Genomic DNA, 15,390 nt, shown 5'->3' with positions numbered 1-15,390 from the left:
TGAGTGGTTACCACTCAAAACTGGGTGGTACCGCGGATACACATTCGTCCCTGTCATATTATGGCAGGGGCGATTTTTTGTAGAAAGCGAGGGGAAGGATGGAATTTGAAGGAAAATTAGCTGTTGGGATAGCCTTAGCTACAGCAGTATCTCCTGTAGGTGTGGAATGGTATAAAGAATGGAAGAAATCAAAGAACGAATTAATTGAGTCAAAACTGAAAAGTTCAAATTTAATAAGAAGTTATTCGGACCTTATAAATGAATATATAGCATATTTAAATAACAATGAGATAAGTAGTGATGGATTGAATGCTGAATTGAATGGATTTAGGCTAAAATCCGAAAAACTTTATAATGAGATTATTATGACTTTTTCAGTTCCTAAATATTGGGAAACAATTGTCTTAGAGGATTTTGAACAACTGAGCACTAAGTTAATTGATAGAACAGCAGATATAGAGGAAATTTTATTAAACTTGCTAAGAACCATGCAAATACTTCTTCGAAATAGTATGGATACAAATGCCAGTAATGATGATAAAGAATATAAGAGAAAACTACATACCTTAAGTAGTTGCCTTTTAGTCTTACTGTCTGATTATTATTTAAATAATACTTCAGAAAAGAGCAAATCTGCCATTGTAGGTTTTTTTAAGGAGTACGAGAACGAAGTAATTAAGAAAAAAGAGATTGAAGAAAAGCTGTTAAATATTGAACAAAATCTACCTAAAGAAAATTCAATTGTAACAGATCATTCAGAAAGTGAGAAAAGATTTAATATTGAGATACAACAGGATGAATCTGTTAGTGAGTATTACAAACGAATTTTTGATATGTTAAATAAACTTTACCCAAATGATCTTGAGGAAAGAATCAAGGGAGTACCAGGAAGATTATCAAAATCCCCGAATGTTACCTGGAGAAATAAAATAGAAGTTAAAGTTGGTAACAGTGAGTACACACTTAATGTGAATTTAAAACGTAATATAGCAGAAGAATTTATTAAAGATTTATTACTTAAAATAGATATAAAGGAGCAAACACATGTCTAAAGAACTTTCACCTAAATACAATCCAGCCGAGGTTGAGGCTGGTCGTTACCAAAAATGGCTTGACGAAGATGTTTTCAAGCCTTCTGGCGATAAAAAGGCTAAGCCTTATTCAATCGTTATTCCACCACCAAACGTAACTGGTAAACTTCACCTTGGTCACGCTTGGGATACAACTTTGCAAGATATCATTATCCGTCAAAAACGTATGCAAGGTTTCGATACGCTTTGGCTTCCAGGTATGGACCACGCAGGGATTGCTACTCAAGCCAAGGTTGAAGCTCGTTTGGCTGAAGACGGCATCTCTCGTTATGACCTTGGCCGTGAAAAATTCCTTGATAAAGTTTGGGAATGGAAAGACGAGTATGCCTCAACTATCAAGCAACAATGGGGTAAAATGGGGCTCTCTGTAGACTACTCTCGTGAGCGTTTCACCCTTGACGAAGGTTTGTCAAAAGCCGTTCGTAAGGTCTTTGTGGATCTATACAAGAAAGGCTGGATCTACCGTGGTGAGTTTATCATCAACTGGGACCCAGCAGCTCGCACAGCCCTTTCTGATATCGAGGTGATCCACAAGGACGTCGAAGGTGCCTTCTACCACATGAACTACATGCTAGAAGACGGTTCACGCGCCCTTGAAGTTGCGACCACTCGTCCTGAGACTATGTTTGGGGACGTTGCCGTTGCGGTCAATCCAGAAGACCCACGCTACAAGGACTTAATCGGTAAAAACGTCGTCCTTCCAATCGCTAATAAACTCATCCCAATCGTTGGAGATGAACATGCAGATCCTGAATTTGGTACTGGTGTCGTGAAAATCACGCCTGCCCACGATCCAAACGACTTCCTAGTTGGTCAACGCCACAACTTACCACAAGTTAACGTCATGAACGATGACGGAACGATGAACGACTTGGCCTTCGAATTTGCAGGAATGGACCGTTTTGAAGCTCGTAAGGCTGTCGTTGCTAAGTTGGAAGAAATCGGTGCCCTCGTTAAAATCGAAAAACGTGTCCACAGTGTTGGTCACTCAGAACGTACAGGTGTTGTGGTTGAGCCACGCTTGTCTACACAATGGTTCGTGAAGATGGACCAATTGGCTAAGAATGCTATTGCCAACCAAGACACAGATGACAAGGTAGAATTCTACCCACCTCGTTTCAACGATACCTTCCTTCAATGGATGGAAAATGTCCATGACTGGGTAATCTCTCGTCAGCTCTGGTGGGGTCACCAAATCCCTGCTTGGTACAATGCTGAGGGTGAAATGTACGTCGGCGAAGAAGCTCCAGAAGGTGACGGATGGACGCAAGACGAAGACGTTTTGGATACGTGGTTCAGTTCTGCCCTTTGGCCGTTCTCAACCATGGGCTGGCCTGATGTTGACTCAGAAGACTTCAAACGTTACTTCCCAACTTCAACCTTGGTAACAGGTTACGATATCATCTTCTTCTGGGTATCTCGTATGATCTTCCAATCATTGGAATTCACTGGCCGTCAGCCATTCCAAAACGTCCTTATCCACGGTCTTATCCGCGATGAGCAAGGACGCAAGATGTCGAAATCTCTCGGTAACGGGATTGATCCGATGGATGTCATCGAGAAATACGGTGCCGATGCCCTCCGTTGGTTCCTTTCAAATGGTTCTGCACCAGGTCAAGACGTACGCTTCTCTTACGAGAAAATGGACGCTTCATGGAACTTCATTAACAAGATCTGGAACATCTCTCGCTACATCCTCATGAACAATGAAGGCTTGACCCTTGAGCAAGCAACTGCCAATGTGGAAAAAGTGGTTAACAAGGAAGCTGGAAATGTCACTGACCGCTGGATCCTCCACAACCTCAACGAAACAATCGGAAAAGTTACTGAAAACTTTGACAAGTTTGAGTTTGGTGTCGCTGGCCACATCCTCTACAACTTCATCTGGGACGAGTTTGCGGACTGGTATGTTGAGTTGACCAAGGAAGTCCTTTATAGCGATAACGAAGAAGAGAAAGTCATCACACGTTCTGTTCTCCTTTACACTTTGGACAAAATCCTTCGTCTCCTTCACCCAATCATGCCATTCGTAACCGAAGAAATCTATGGTCAAATCTCTGAAGGAACAATCGTGACTGCTGAATACCCAGTGGTTCGTCCAGAATTTGAAAACGAAGAAGCTGCAGCTGGCGTTGAGGCTCTTAAAGACGTGATTCGCTCAGTACGTAACTCACGTGCAGAAGTGAACGTAGCACCAAGCAAACCAATCACTATCTTGATTAAGACAAGCGATAGTAAGCTCGATGCCTTCTTCAATGACAATGTCAACTACATCAAACGCTTCACCAATCCAGAACACTTGGAAATTGCAGCAGATGTCGAAGTACCTGACTTGGTTATGTCAAGCATCATCACAGGTGCAGAAATCTACTTGCCACTCGCTGACCTTCTCAATGTCGAAGAAGAATTGGCTCGTCTTGAAAAAGAATTAGCCAAATGGCAAAAAGAACTGGACATGGTTGGTAAGAAACTTAGCAACGAACGCTTCGTAGCCAATGCCAAACCAGAAGTCGTCCAAAAAGAACGTGACAAACAAGAAGATTACCAAGCTAAATACGATGCAACAGTCGTACGTATTGACGAAATGAAGAAATTGGTTAAATAAACAAAGAGACACGGCGGAATGCCGTGCTTTTTAACTCTTTGTCAACTGTGGTGGTTCTCAAAAAAAATTCTTGTGATGTATCGTAATTTAAATATAACAAAAAAGTCATCATATGATGACTTTTTCAGTGGCTCTAACAAAAGCCTGCGTTTATTTCAAGCAGTGAATAGTAAACAGTATTTTTTAACTAAGAACGTCTAAGAAGCTTTTTAAGTCCTTGAATAAGTTTGTATTTTAAAGGTTGTGGGTAATAGCGGAAGGTTCCCATCTTACGAACAATATAACCGTTAAAGTTTTGTTTAAATCGTAGAACTCCATCAGAGCCGTCAAACACACCTGTGATTCCAAGGAAATTATAACTCATAATATTTCTTCTTAAAGTGCAATTCATGGCATGATACTGAATTAAGAAAGCAGCAGAGAATTTTTGAAATTCTGTGTAGGAACCTCCAAAGAGATATGTGGCCTGATCTTTCGTATATAGTATTAAAGCACAGGCAAGAAGTATCTTCTCTGTATTAATTTTTTGTTTGAGCTCTGAAATGATCTGTTTTTGTTTATTCAATTTTTGAGCTTGTTGCTCATACTGTTTGCTCTTAGGGTTCAGTGAGGTAAGTTTACTATTTATGTGGTCTAAGCTTTTTTCAAAATCTAACTCTGCTACCAAGAAATCAGCGTTATCACCAAATGCATCATATAAATCTGTATAATAATCTAAACTTTTATCTTCAAATCCTTGCCTTCTTCCGGTTTCTTCTATAATCTTTTTGAATTCTGGAATTTCTCCTTTATTTATTTTGCGAACAATAACATTATAGTCGAGAGCAGTTTTGATGTTTCTGATGCTATTTTTGTTAAATGATTTTAATAAAGATTTTTCATCAAAGCCCTCAAGGTTTTTCAAATAATGCCAAGTTGGTTCCCCTTCAGGATAGCCTACCTGTAAACCATCAAATTTGTAGCCAAGATCTGTTAGTGTAGAAATTAGTTCTGTTTTCTCAGGTTCAATAGGCTTTCCATCAATTTCAAATGTCTGATAAATGTCATCTGGCTTTACAACCAATTCTAAAGCTCCCTGTTTCTTAGCAAAAAGTTGTAATTCATGGTAAAAACTCTTTAAATCGGATTCATTTGTATACGATGGACCACTATTAATTTCTATTCGGACTCCTCCAGTCAAATGCTTCATGAAAGCAATAGCGGCAACGGTAATTTCATTATTGCTTTTCCAACCTAGATATTTAGTCTTGAATCCTCTTTTTTTTAGGAGATTAGACATTGATACTGTTTGCATGAACGAATGTTCTTTACATTTTTCTATGAAAGATGTAAACTCATCCTCTTTCAAAATTGTAAGACTCATTTTATTTCCTTTCGATTACAAGTAAAATAGTTATATAAGTTATTATAACAAAAATAAATCCAGATGCTTCAAACTATCTATATTTCAAAGTGACTATAGTCAGAGAATGCTAAAGTCTAGTAATCTTACATTAATATAAAACTAGGTACAGTGAGGTTCTAGATTCTATCGTTGATAACGAAAGGAAGATAGCATCGGGTCATGTGTTTTGTATGATAGAAGAAGATTTAGGACAAAAGAAGTTGTTAAATTGGACGAGTTACCGTTTTGTACACGTCATTTTATGAAAAATACAAAGTCTCTATGAGGTGATATTATTATTCCTGAACTATGAAATAAAGGTTGGGTAAGTCGTTTAACATCTGATAATGTTAGTGTTTATTTTATTCAAGGAGAGTAGCCACGTCAATGGTAATTATTGATAAAGTAAACATTTGATATGGAGCGATACTAATATTACAAAGTGTCGGAGTAGTATTTTCTACTTTTGGAGTCAGTAGGACTTTCTAAAGAGAAAGTGGAGCAAAAACGCTCCCCTTCAGCTTCCTTTAAGCAACCCAGGCTATACTATAGTCATCCTAATAAGTATTACTGAACGTCGTTCGGTAGCGCTCACATGTTCTGGTTTTAAGTCAGACAGTGTATCTTTCTTTTTTCATAAATCTCCCAAACAAGTCTAATCTCACAAGGTTAGGCTTGTTTTTATGAAATAAGCAGAAAGTTTTTCATTAAAAGTAAACGCTTGTGTAAGTAAAATGAAAACGTTAGGCAAAGTCAGTGAAAACGTCTAAAAAACCGTCAATTCATTGACTTTCGTGGAAAATAGGACTAAAATAGCAGGGTAAAAATAATTAAAAAGGAGAATTCTACTATGAATCTAACTATCTTAGCCCTCGGTTTGGCCGTTATGGGTGTATCTGTTGGTGAGGGTATCCTCGTTGCCAATATCGCTAAAGCTGCAGCTCGCCAACCTGAGATGTTTAGCAAACTTCAAACATTGATGTTTACTGGTGTTGCCTTTATCGAAGGTACCTTCTTCGTATTGTTTGCCCTTAGCTACATTGTCTAATAGACAAATAAAAGATGAAGGAGGGATGAGCAGTGGAAACTACAAGTAATCCAACCGTCTCATTATTTGGGATTGATTTTGACTTGACTGTCCTTGCCATGTCTCTCTTGACAGTAATTATCGTTTTTGGAGTGGTTTTTTGGTCAAGTCGTAAGATGACCATTAAACCAAAGGGAAAACAAAATGTGCTTGAGTTCATCTATGAGTTTGTGAATAGTACCATTTCTCAAAGTCTTGGGAAATTCACGAAGAATTATAGTTTGCTCTTGTTTGTAATTTTCACCTTTGTTTTTACAGCAAACAACTTAGGTTTGCTTGTGTCTGTAAAAAGTGAGCATTACAATTTTTGGACTTCTCCAACATCGAACTTCGGTGTTACTATCACTCTTTCTTTGATTATTACCCTCATTAGTCATATTGAGGGGATCCGTAAAAAAGGGTTTAAAGGCTATCTAAAGGGCTACCTTTCACCATACCCAGCTATGCTCCCAATGAACATTTTGGAACAATTAACCAACCCTGCTTCATTGGCCTTGCGTTTGTTTGGTAACATTTATTCTGGTGAGGTACTTACTGGCTTGATTCTTCAATTGGTGACCTGGTCTGCTTTTGCAGCACCTGTATCCTTTGCTTTGAACCTTGTCTGGGTTGCCTTTTCAGCCTTTATCGGCTTTATCCAAGCCTATGTCTTTATTATCCTAAGTTCAAACTATATTGGTGATAAAGTCAACGAAGAATAATTAAGAAAGGGAGAAATGAAATGTCAATACTTATTAATAGTACGACACTTGGTAATATCATTATCACACTCGGCTCAGTTTTTCTCTTGTATTACCTCATCCGTAAATTCGCATGGGATCAAATTACAGGAATCTTTGCTGCTCGTGAAAAGAAAATTGCCACAGATATTGATAGTGCTGAAAATGCTCGTCAAGAAGCAGAAAGCTTGGCACAAAAACGTCAAGATGAGTTGGCAGGTGCTCGCACTGAGGCAGCTCAAATTATTGATGGGGCCAAGGAAACTGGTAAAACTCAAGAATCAAAAATCATTGCAGAAGCACATGATGAAGCTAAACGCTTGAAAGAAAAAGCAAATCAAGACATTGCCCAAAGCCGTGTGGAAGCACTTGCTGGCGTTAAAGGTGAAGTTGCAGACTTGACTGTCCTCTTGGCGGAAAAAGTTATGAAACAAAACCTTGATGCTAAAGCGCAATCTGACTTGATTGATAGCTATCTTGATCAATTAGGAGATGCTTAATGGATAAGAAAACACAAGCTCTTGTTGAGCAGTATGCCAGAAGCCTGGTAGAAGTCGCTTTTGAACAAGACGCCGTGTCAACAATCCAAGAAGAAGTAAGGCAAATCCTAACAGTTTTTGCTGAAACAAATCTAAAAACCTTCTTGTCGCAGGAAAATGTGACAAGTGAAGCTAAAAAAGAAAGTTTGAGCTTGTTTCAAGAGTCTTGTTCAGTGTATATGAACAATTTTCTTGAGGTAATCTTACTCAATGACCGTGCCAACATTCTCTATGATGTGTTGAAATTGGTCCTTGAGCTCTTTGACCAAGAAGACAATAGTTACGATGTCACAGTGACATCAGCAAGTCCCTTGTCTGAGGAACAAAAAGCCCGACTTTTGGCGATTGTTTCACAAAAATTTGAGATTAAGACACGTCGTTTAGTAGAAAAAATTGATGAGGACCTCATCGGAGGATTCGTCATCAAAGCAAAAAATAAGGTTGTTGACACGTCAATTCGCAGTCAATTGCAAACCTTTAAAACGAATTTGAAATAGAAAGTGGTGTGACTTTTGGCAATTAACGCACAAGAAATTAGCGCTTTAATTAAAAAGCAAATTGAAAACTTCCAGCCAAACTTTGACGTCACTGAAACTGGTGTCGTTACCTATATCGGTGACGGTATCGCACGTGCTCGTGGTCTTGATAATGCCATGAGTGGTGAGTTGCTCGAATTTGAAAATGGTGCCTATGGTATGGCCCAAAACCTTGAATCTAATGATGTCGGTATCATTATCTTGGGGGATTTCGTAGCAATTCGTGAAGGCGATATTGTTAAACGTACTGGAAAAATCATGGAAGTTCCAGTTGGTGAAGCCCTTATTGGTCGTGTAGTAAACCCACTTGGGCAACCAGTTGATGGTCTTGGTGACATCGAAACAACAGGTTTCCGTCCAGTTGAAACACCTGCTCCAGGTGTTATGCAACGTAAATCAGTTTCTGAGCCATTGCAAACTGGTCTTAAGGCCATTGATGCCTTGGTTCCAATTGGACGTGGTCAACGTGAGTTGGTCATCGGAGACCGCCAAACTGGTAAAACTTCAGTAGCCATTGATGCTATCTTGAACCAAAAAGGACAAGATATGATCTGTATTTATGTGGCTATTGGTCAAAAAGAATCAACAGTTCGTACACAAGTAGAAACTCTCCGTAAACATGGTGCTCTTGATTACACAATCGTTGTGACTGCCTCAGCATCACAACCATCACCATTGCTTTACATCGCACCTTACGCTGGTGTTGCAATGGCTGAAGAGTTCATGTATAACGGAAAACACGTCTTGATTGTTTATGATGATTTGTCTAAACAAGCCGTGGCCTACCGTGAACTTTCATTGCTTCTCCGTCGTCCACCAGGTCGTGAAGCCTACCCAGGGGATGTCTTCTATCTCCACTCACGTCTTTTGGAACGTTCAGCTAAAGTTTCAGATGATCTTGGTGGTGGTTCAATTACTGCCTTGCCAATCATCCAAACGCAAGCCGGAGATATCTCAGCTTATATCGCAACAAACGTTATCTCAATCACAGATGGACAAATCTTCTTGCAAGAAAACTTGTTTAACTCAGGTATTCGTCCAGCCATTGATGCGGGTTCTTCCGTATCACGTGTAGGTGGATCAGCGCAAATTAAAGCGATGAAGAAGGTTGCTGGTACACTTCGTCTTGACTTGGCTTCATATCGTGAACTTGAAGCCTTTACGCAATTTGGTTCAGATTTGGATGCTGCGACTCAAGCGAAATTGAACCGTGGTCGTCGTACAATCGAAGTTTTGAAACAACCGCTTCATAAACCACTTCCAGTTGAGAAACAAGTTGTTATCCTTTACGCTTTGACACACGGTTTCTTGGATAGTGTTCCGGTTGATCAAATCTTGGATTTTGAAGAAGCACTCTATGACTACTTTGATAGTCACCATGAGGATATCTTTGAAACTATTCGTACAACTAAGGATATTCCTGAGGAATCTGTACTTAATGAAGCTATCCAAGCTTTCAAAGATCAGTCAGAATACAAATAGAAATAGGGAGGACAGCATATGGCAGGCTCTCTAAGAGAAATCCAAGCAAAAATTGCTTCAACAAAGAAAACGAGTCAGATCACAGGAGCCATGCAAATGGTTTCTGCATCAAAATTGACACGTTCTGAGCAAGCTGCTAAAGATTTCCAAATCTATGCCTCAAAAATTAGACAGATCACAACAGATCTTCTACATTCAGAATTAATTAATGGTTCGTCAAATCCAATGTTGGATGCACGTCCAGTTCGTAAGACAGGTTACATTGTCATTACTTCAGATAAAGGACTTGTTGGAGGTTATAACTCAACAATTCTTAAAGCTGTGTTGGACATGATTAAACGTGACCATGATTCTGAAGATGAATATGCTATCATTTCCATTGGTGGAACAGGTTCAGATTTCTTCAAGGCTCGTAACATGAATGTTGCTTTTGAACTTCGTGGCCTTGAAGATCAACCTAGTTTTGATCAAGTCGGAAAAATCATTTCTAAAGCTGTAGGAATGTATCAAAATGAACTTTTTGATGAACTCTATGTGTGCTATAACCACCATGTTAACAGTTTGTCTAGCGAAGTTCGTGTGGAACAAATGCTTCCTATCGCTGATTTGGATCCCAATGAATCAGAAGGTCATGTGTTGACCAAGTTTGAATTGGAACCAGATCGTGACACTATTTTGGATCAACTCTTACCACAATATGCGGAGAGTCTTATCTACGGTGCTATCGTAGATGCCAAAACAGCTGAGCACGCAGCGGGTATGACTGCAATGCAGACAGCCACTGATAATGCTAAGAATGTGATTAACGATTTGACAATCCAATATAACCGTGCGCGTCAAGCTGCCATCACTCAGGAAATTACTGAAATTGTTGGTGGTGCAAGTGCACTTGAATAGCTAGAGATTTGTCTTAATTAGACACACATGAAAAAGGGATGATTGTCATCCAAAAAACTATCATAAGGAGAAAACAATGAGCTCAGGCAAAATTGCTCAGGTTGTTGGTCCTGTTGTAGACGTAGCGTTTGCAGCCGGTGATAAACTCCCTGAGATTAACAATGCATTGGTCGTTTATACTGATGAACAAAAGTCTAAACGTATCGTGCTCGAAGTAGCTCTTGAACTTGGAGAAGGTGTGGTTCGTACCATTGCCATGGAATCTACTGATGGATTGACTCGTGGACTAGAAGTTCTGGACACTGGTCGTCCAATCAGCGTTCCTGTTGGTAAAGATACCCTTGGACGTGTCTTTAACGTTCTTGGTGATACCATTGACTTGGAAGCACCTTTTGCAGAAGATGCAGAGCGTGAACCAATTCACAAAAAAGCACCAACTTTCGATGAATTGTCAACATCTACTGAAATCCTTGAAACAGGGATTAAAGTTATCGACTTGCTTGCCCCTTACCTTAAAGGTGGTAAAGTCGGACTCTTTGGTGGTGCCGGTGTTGGTAAAACCGTTCTTATTCAAGAGTTGATTCACAACATTGCCCAAGAGCACGGTGGTATTTCCGTGTTTACAGGTGTTGGTGAACGTACACGTGAAGGTAATGACCTTTACTGGGAAATGAAAGAATCTGGCGTTATTGAGAAAACAGCCATGGTCTTCGGTCAAATGAACGAACCACCTGGAGCACGTATGCGTGTTGCACTTACTGGTTTGACAATTGCGGAATACTTCCGTGATGTCGAAGGTCAAGACGTGCTTCTCTTCATCGATAACATCTTCCGTTTCACTCAAGCAGGTTCTGAGGTTTCTGCCCTTCTTGGTCGTATGCCATCAGCCGTTGGTTACCAACCTACACTTGCTACTGAAATGGGTCAATTGCAAGAACGTATCACATCAACTAAAAAAGGTTCTGTTACATCAATCCAAGCCATCTACGTTCCAGCCGATGACTATACTGACCCAGCGCCAGCTACAGCATTTGCTCACTTGGATTCAACAACCAACCTTGAACGTAAGTTGACACAAATGGGTATTTACCCAGCCGTTGACCCATTGGCATCAAGCTCACGTGCCCTTTCACCTGAAATTGTTGGTGAAGAACACTATGCTGTTGCGACTGAAGTTCAACGTGTGCTTCAACGTTACCGTGAATTGCAAGATATTATCGCTATCCTTGGTATGGATGAATTGTCAGACGAAGAAAAAACATTGGTTGGACGTGCTCGTCGTATCCAATTCTTCTTGTCACAAAACTTTAACGTTGCTGAACAGTTTACAGGTCAACCAGGTTCTTATGTTCCAGTTGCTGAAACCGTTCGTAGCTTTAAAGAAATCCTTGAAGGTAAATATGACAATCTTCCAGAAGATGCCTTCCGTAGCGTAGGTCCAATTGAGGATGTAGTAGCTAAAGCTAAAGCTATGGGCTACTAATGAGGTGAAGATATGGCACAAATGACCGTACAAGTGGTAACTCCGGATGGTCTGAAATATGACCACCATGCCAGCTTTATCCACGCGGTTACTAAAGATGGTCAAATTGGTATCTTGCCAGGCCATATTAACTTGATTGCGCCACTTGAAGTGGATGAACTCAAGGTTCGTCGTGTGGATGACGAGAGTCACGTCGATTGGATTGCCGTAAACGGTGGTATCATCGAAGTTAAAGATGATTTTATTACTATCGTTGCCGATTCAGCAGAACGTGAACGCGACATTGACGTTTCTCGTGCCGAACGTGCCAAGCAACGTGCCGAACGTGACTTGGAAGAAGCAACTAAATCTGACCGTATTGATGAAGTTCAACGTGCTCAGGTTGCTCTCCGTCGAGCACTTAATCGTATCAGTGTCGGTACAAAATAAGACAAAAAAAACGAGACTTTGGTCCCGTTTTTTATTTGTCGTAAAAGAAAACATGAGAAGTAGCAAAGTTATCAAAGAAAGTTCATTGTAAAACCTATCTGAAGGTAAGATAAAAAATCAGATTTCCAGTCCTGAAAACGGTTAATTTAGCTTTTACTTTAGTTTAAGGTATCAAAGTGTTATAATATAAGCTGTTAGCTTTATATTTTAAGAGAAAATGTAGAGTAACGTAATAGAAAGTATGAGTTTTTTAAAGATATGAAAATTGAAAAGAAGCATCTTTTAGATTACACCATCTTGATACCTTATTTAATCTTATCCATAGTTGGTTTAATAGTAGTGTATTCAACAACAAGTGCTCGTTTAGTAGCCTTGGGAGCCAATCCCTTCGCATCTGTTATAAACCAAGGAGCCTTTTGGTTGGTATCCTTGTTCTCTATTTTTTTCATCTACCGACTGAAATTGAACTTTCTCAGGAAAGATAAGCTTTTGGGTGTTGTTATTGCCTTTGAGATTTTACTTTTGGTCATTGCCAAATTTTTCACCAGGGAAATCAATGGTGCCAATGGTTGGATTGTGCTAGGTCCCTTGTCTTTCCAACCAGCGGAGTACCTTAAGATCATTGTTGTTTGGTTTTTGGCACACACCTTTTCAAAAAAACAGTCTGCCATAGAACGTTATGACTACCAAGCCCTGACGAAGAATAGATGGATTCCTAGGAATGGTAAGGAACTTAATGACTGGCGTGTCTATTTGCTTGTAATGATCGGTTTGGTTGCTATCCAACCTGACTTGGGGAATGCGGCTATCATTGTGTTGACTACAGTAGTGATGTTTTCAATTTCTGGTGTTGGCTACCGTTGGTTTACGGCCTTGTTTGCCAGTATTGTTGGGATTTCGTCAGCCTTCCTTGGGTTAATTGCCTTGGTTGGGGTTCAAACCATGGCTAAGGTACCTATCTTTGGATATGTTGCCAAGCGTTTCGCAGCATATTTTAATCCGTTCAAGGATTTGACAGGATCTGGTCTTCAGCTATCTCATTCATACTATGCTATGAGTAATGGGGGCTGGTTCGGCCTTGGACTTGGAAATTCGATTGAAAAAACTGGTTATCTCCCAGAAGCTACAACAGACTTTGTGTTTTCAATTGTAATTGAAGAGTTAGGTCTTATCGGAGCTGGCTTGATTCTGGCCCTCCTCTTTTTCCTCATTCTTCGTGTTATGATTGTGGGAGTCAAGGCACGAAATCCTTTTAACTCTATGATGGCATTGGGTGTAGGTGCCTTAATGCTAATGCAGGTCTTCGTTAACATCGGAGGAATCTCAGGGCTGATTCCATCAACAGGGGTTACCTTCCCCTTCCTTTCGCAAGGAGGTAACTCTCTTTTAGTGACTTCAGTTGGGATAGCCTTTGTCTTGAACATCGCTGCTAATGAAAAGCGTGATAATATTGTTCAAGCGATTGAGGATGAGTTATCTCAGACTCAAGAATTGGAAAATCAAGATGAAAAAATCGTGCCTTTAAGAAGAAGTCGTTAATACGGCTTCTTTTTTCGTTAGATGGTGTTAGGCAGTAGTATGAAGATAGTGAAAGCTAATAGGAGCAGTAGAAATAGAATTATTGAAAGGAATATTTGTAATTACTCTAAAGAAAAACTGAAAACTATATAAAATACTTGCAATTCTATGACATTTTGATAGAATAGTAGAGTAAAGTTAGACTGTATTGCCTACTGTCTATCTATAAAATATATTTTATTGGAGGCTTTTCCTAAATGGCAAAAGAAAAATACGATCGTAGTAAACCACACGTTAACATTGGTACAATCGGACACGTTGACCACGGTAAAACTACTTTGACAGCTGCTATCACAACTGTATTGGCTCGTCGTCTTCCTAGCGCAGTTAACACACCAAAAGACTACGCTTCAATCGACGCTGCTCCAGAAGAACGTGAACGTGGTATCACAATCAACACTGCACACGTTGAGTACGAAACTGAAAAACGTCACTACGCTCACATCGATGCGCCAGGACACGCGGACTACGTTAAAAACATGATCACTGGTGCCGCTCAAATGGACGGTGCGATCCTTGTAGTAGCATCTACTGACGGACCAATGCCACAAACTCGTGAGCACATCCTTCTTTCACGTCAGGTTGGTGTTAAACACCTTATCGTCTTCATGAACAAAGTTGACTTGGTTGACGATGAAGAATTGCTTGAATTGGTTGAAATGGAAATCCGTGACCTTCTTTCAGAATACGATTTCCCAGGTGATGACATTCCAGTTATCCAAGGTTCAGCTCTTAAAGCTCTTGAAGGTGATTCTAAATACGAAGACATCATCATGGACTTGATGAACACTGTTGACGAATACATTCCAGAACCAGAACGTGACACTGACAAACCATTGTTGCTTCCAGTCGAAGACGTATTCTCAATCACTGGTCGTGGTACTGTTGCTTCAGGACGTATCGACCGTGGTGTTGTTCGTGTCAATGACGAAGTTGAAATCGTTGGTCTTAAAGAAGAAATCCAAAAAGCAGTTGTTACTGGTGTTGAAATGTTCCGTAAACAACTTGACGAAGGTATTGCCGGAGATAACGTCGGTGTCCTTCTTCGTGGTATCCAACGTGATGAAATCGAACGTGGTCAAGTATTGGCTGCACCTGGTTCAATCAACCCACACACTAAATTCAAAGGTGAAGTTTACATCCTTTCTAAAGAAGAAGGTGGACGTCACACTCCATTCTTCAACAACTACCGTCCACAGTTCTACTTCCGTACAACTGACGTAACAGGTTCAATCGAACTTCCTGCAGGTACTGAAATGGTTATGCCTGGTGATAACGTGACTATCGACGTTGAGTTGATTCACCCAATCGCCGTTGAACAAGGTACAACATTCTCTATCCGTGAAGGTGGACGTACTGTTGGTTCAGGTATCGTATCTGAAATCGAAGCTTAATTAATATTAAGTTCCCAATACAATTATTCGTCAGACAATAATTGAGAGAGTCGAGTTTACTCGGCTCTTTTTGGTGTTTAAAAATACTTGTGATTCTATACTTTTTAACTGTTTAAGGTGCTTAAGCTAAGTTGGCTCCTTGTCAACTGTAGTGGGTGACGAAAAG

13 protein-coding genes are annotated in these 15,390 nt (G+C 40.0%); 12 read left to right on the top strand and 1 reads right to left on the bottom strand.

All coding sequences use genetic code 11. The features are described 5' to 3' along the window. The first annotated feature begins 98 nt into the window (after nt 1-98). On the top strand, nt 99-1,052 hold the full coding sequence (locus HMPREF3112_RS10740; protein WP_070439745.1) for a hypothetical protein: 954 nt from the start codon (nt 99-101) through the stop codon (nt 1,050-1,052). Beyond that, the gene (locus HMPREF3112_RS10735; RefSeq protein WP_070439744.1) at nt 1,045-3,696 is read left to right on the top strand and encodes a valine--tRNA ligase; all 2,652 of its coding nucleotides are present in this window, start codon (nt 1,045-1,047) and stop codon (nt 3,694-3,696) included. The genes HMPREF3112_RS10740 and HMPREF3112_RS10735 overlap by 8 nt, the downstream gene beginning before the upstream one ends. Before the next feature lie 187 nt (nt 3,697-3,883). On the opposite strand, the gene HMPREF3112_RS10730 is transcribed toward HMPREF3112_RS10735, so the two are convergent. Beyond that, nucleotides 3,884-5,059 carry a peptidoglycan bridge formation glycyltransferase FemA/FemB family protein gene (locus tag HMPREF3112_RS10730; protein WP_048676211.1) on the bottom strand — a complete coding sequence of 392 codons (1,176 nt, stop codon included), beginning with the start codon at nt 5,057-5,059 and terminating at the stop codon, nt 3,884-3,886. Between the two features lie 871 nt (nt 5,060-5,930). On the opposite strand from HMPREF3112_RS10730, the gene HMPREF3112_RS10725 reads away from it, so the two are divergent. From HMPREF3112_RS10725 to tuf, 10 genes are all read left to right on the top strand, one after another. Continuing rightward, nucleotides 5,931-6,128, top strand: a complete 198-nt coding sequence (locus HMPREF3112_RS10725) for a F0F1 ATP synthase subunit C (protein ID WP_002890193.1) — start codon at nt 5,931-5,933, stop codon at nt 6,126-6,128. Nucleotides 6,129-6,160: 32 nt separating this feature from the next. Next, nucleotides 6,161-6,868: a F0F1 ATP synthase subunit A gene (atpB, locus tag HMPREF3112_RS10720; protein WP_037601951.1), complete on the top strand. Its 708-nt coding sequence runs from the start codon at nt 6,161-6,163 to the stop codon at nt 6,866-6,868. Nucleotides 6,869-6,888: 20 nt separating this feature from the next. Continuing rightward, on the top strand, nt 6,889-7,386 hold the full coding sequence (gene atpF / locus HMPREF3112_RS10715; RefSeq protein ID WP_014634008.1) for a F0F1 ATP synthase subunit B: 498 nt from the start codon (nt 6,889-6,891) through the stop codon (nt 7,384-7,386). Continuing rightward, on the top strand, nt 7,386-7,922 hold the full coding sequence (locus tag HMPREF3112_RS10710; RefSeq protein WP_037601953.1) for a F0F1 ATP synthase subunit delta: 537 nt from the start codon (nt 7,386-7,388) through the stop codon (nt 7,920-7,922). The genes atpF and HMPREF3112_RS10710 overlap by 1 nt, the downstream gene beginning before the upstream one ends. A 15-nt stretch (nt 7,923-7,937) precedes the next feature. Beyond that, on the top strand, nt 7,938-9,443 hold the full coding sequence (gene atpA / locus HMPREF3112_RS10705) for a F0F1 ATP synthase subunit alpha (RefSeq protein WP_037601955.1): 1,506 nt from the start codon (nt 7,938-7,940) through the stop codon (nt 9,441-9,443). An 18-nt stretch (nt 9,444-9,461) separates the two neighbouring features. Further along, on the top strand, nt 9,462-10,340 hold the full coding sequence (locus HMPREF3112_RS10700; RefSeq protein ID WP_002890208.1) for a F0F1 ATP synthase subunit gamma: 879 nt from the start codon (nt 9,462-9,464) through the stop codon (nt 10,338-10,340). A gap of 76 nt (nt 10,341-10,416) precedes the next feature. Beyond that, nucleotides 10,417-11,823 carry a F0F1 ATP synthase subunit beta gene (gene atpD, locus HMPREF3112_RS10695; RefSeq protein ID WP_002890209.1) on the top strand — a complete coding sequence of 469 codons (1,407 nt, stop codon included), beginning with the start codon at nt 10,417-10,419 and terminating at the stop codon, nt 11,821-11,823. A gap of 12 nt (nt 11,824-11,835) precedes the next feature. Further along, nucleotides 11,836-12,252 (top strand): F0F1 ATP synthase subunit epsilon, encoded by a 417-nt coding sequence (locus tag HMPREF3112_RS10690; protein WP_002890211.1) that lies wholly within the window; start codon nt 11,836-11,838, stop codon nt 12,250-12,252. 258 nt (nt 12,253-12,510) lie between these two features. Continuing rightward, a complete protein-coding gene (gene ftsW / locus HMPREF3112_RS10685) occupies nt 12,511-13,791 on the top strand; it encodes a cell division peptidoglycan polymerase FtsW (protein WP_037601957.1) in 1,281 nt (426 codons plus the stop codon). 236 nt (nt 13,792-14,027) lie between these two features. Next, nucleotides 14,028-15,224, top strand: coding sequence for an elongation factor Tu (gene tuf, locus HMPREF3112_RS10680; protein ID WP_002890213.1), 1,197 nt, complete (start codon nt 14,028-14,030; stop codon nt 15,222-15,224). Nucleotides 15,225-15,390: the final 166 nt, after the last annotated feature.

Origin of the sequence: Streptococcus sp. HMSC10E12, from assembly GCF_001807855.1 — a bacterium.
Classification (GTDB): Bacteria; Bacillota; Bacilli; order Lactobacillales; family Streptococcaceae; genus Streptococcus; species Streptococcus salivarius.
This window is presented reverse-complemented; position numbering and strand designations above follow the sequence as displayed.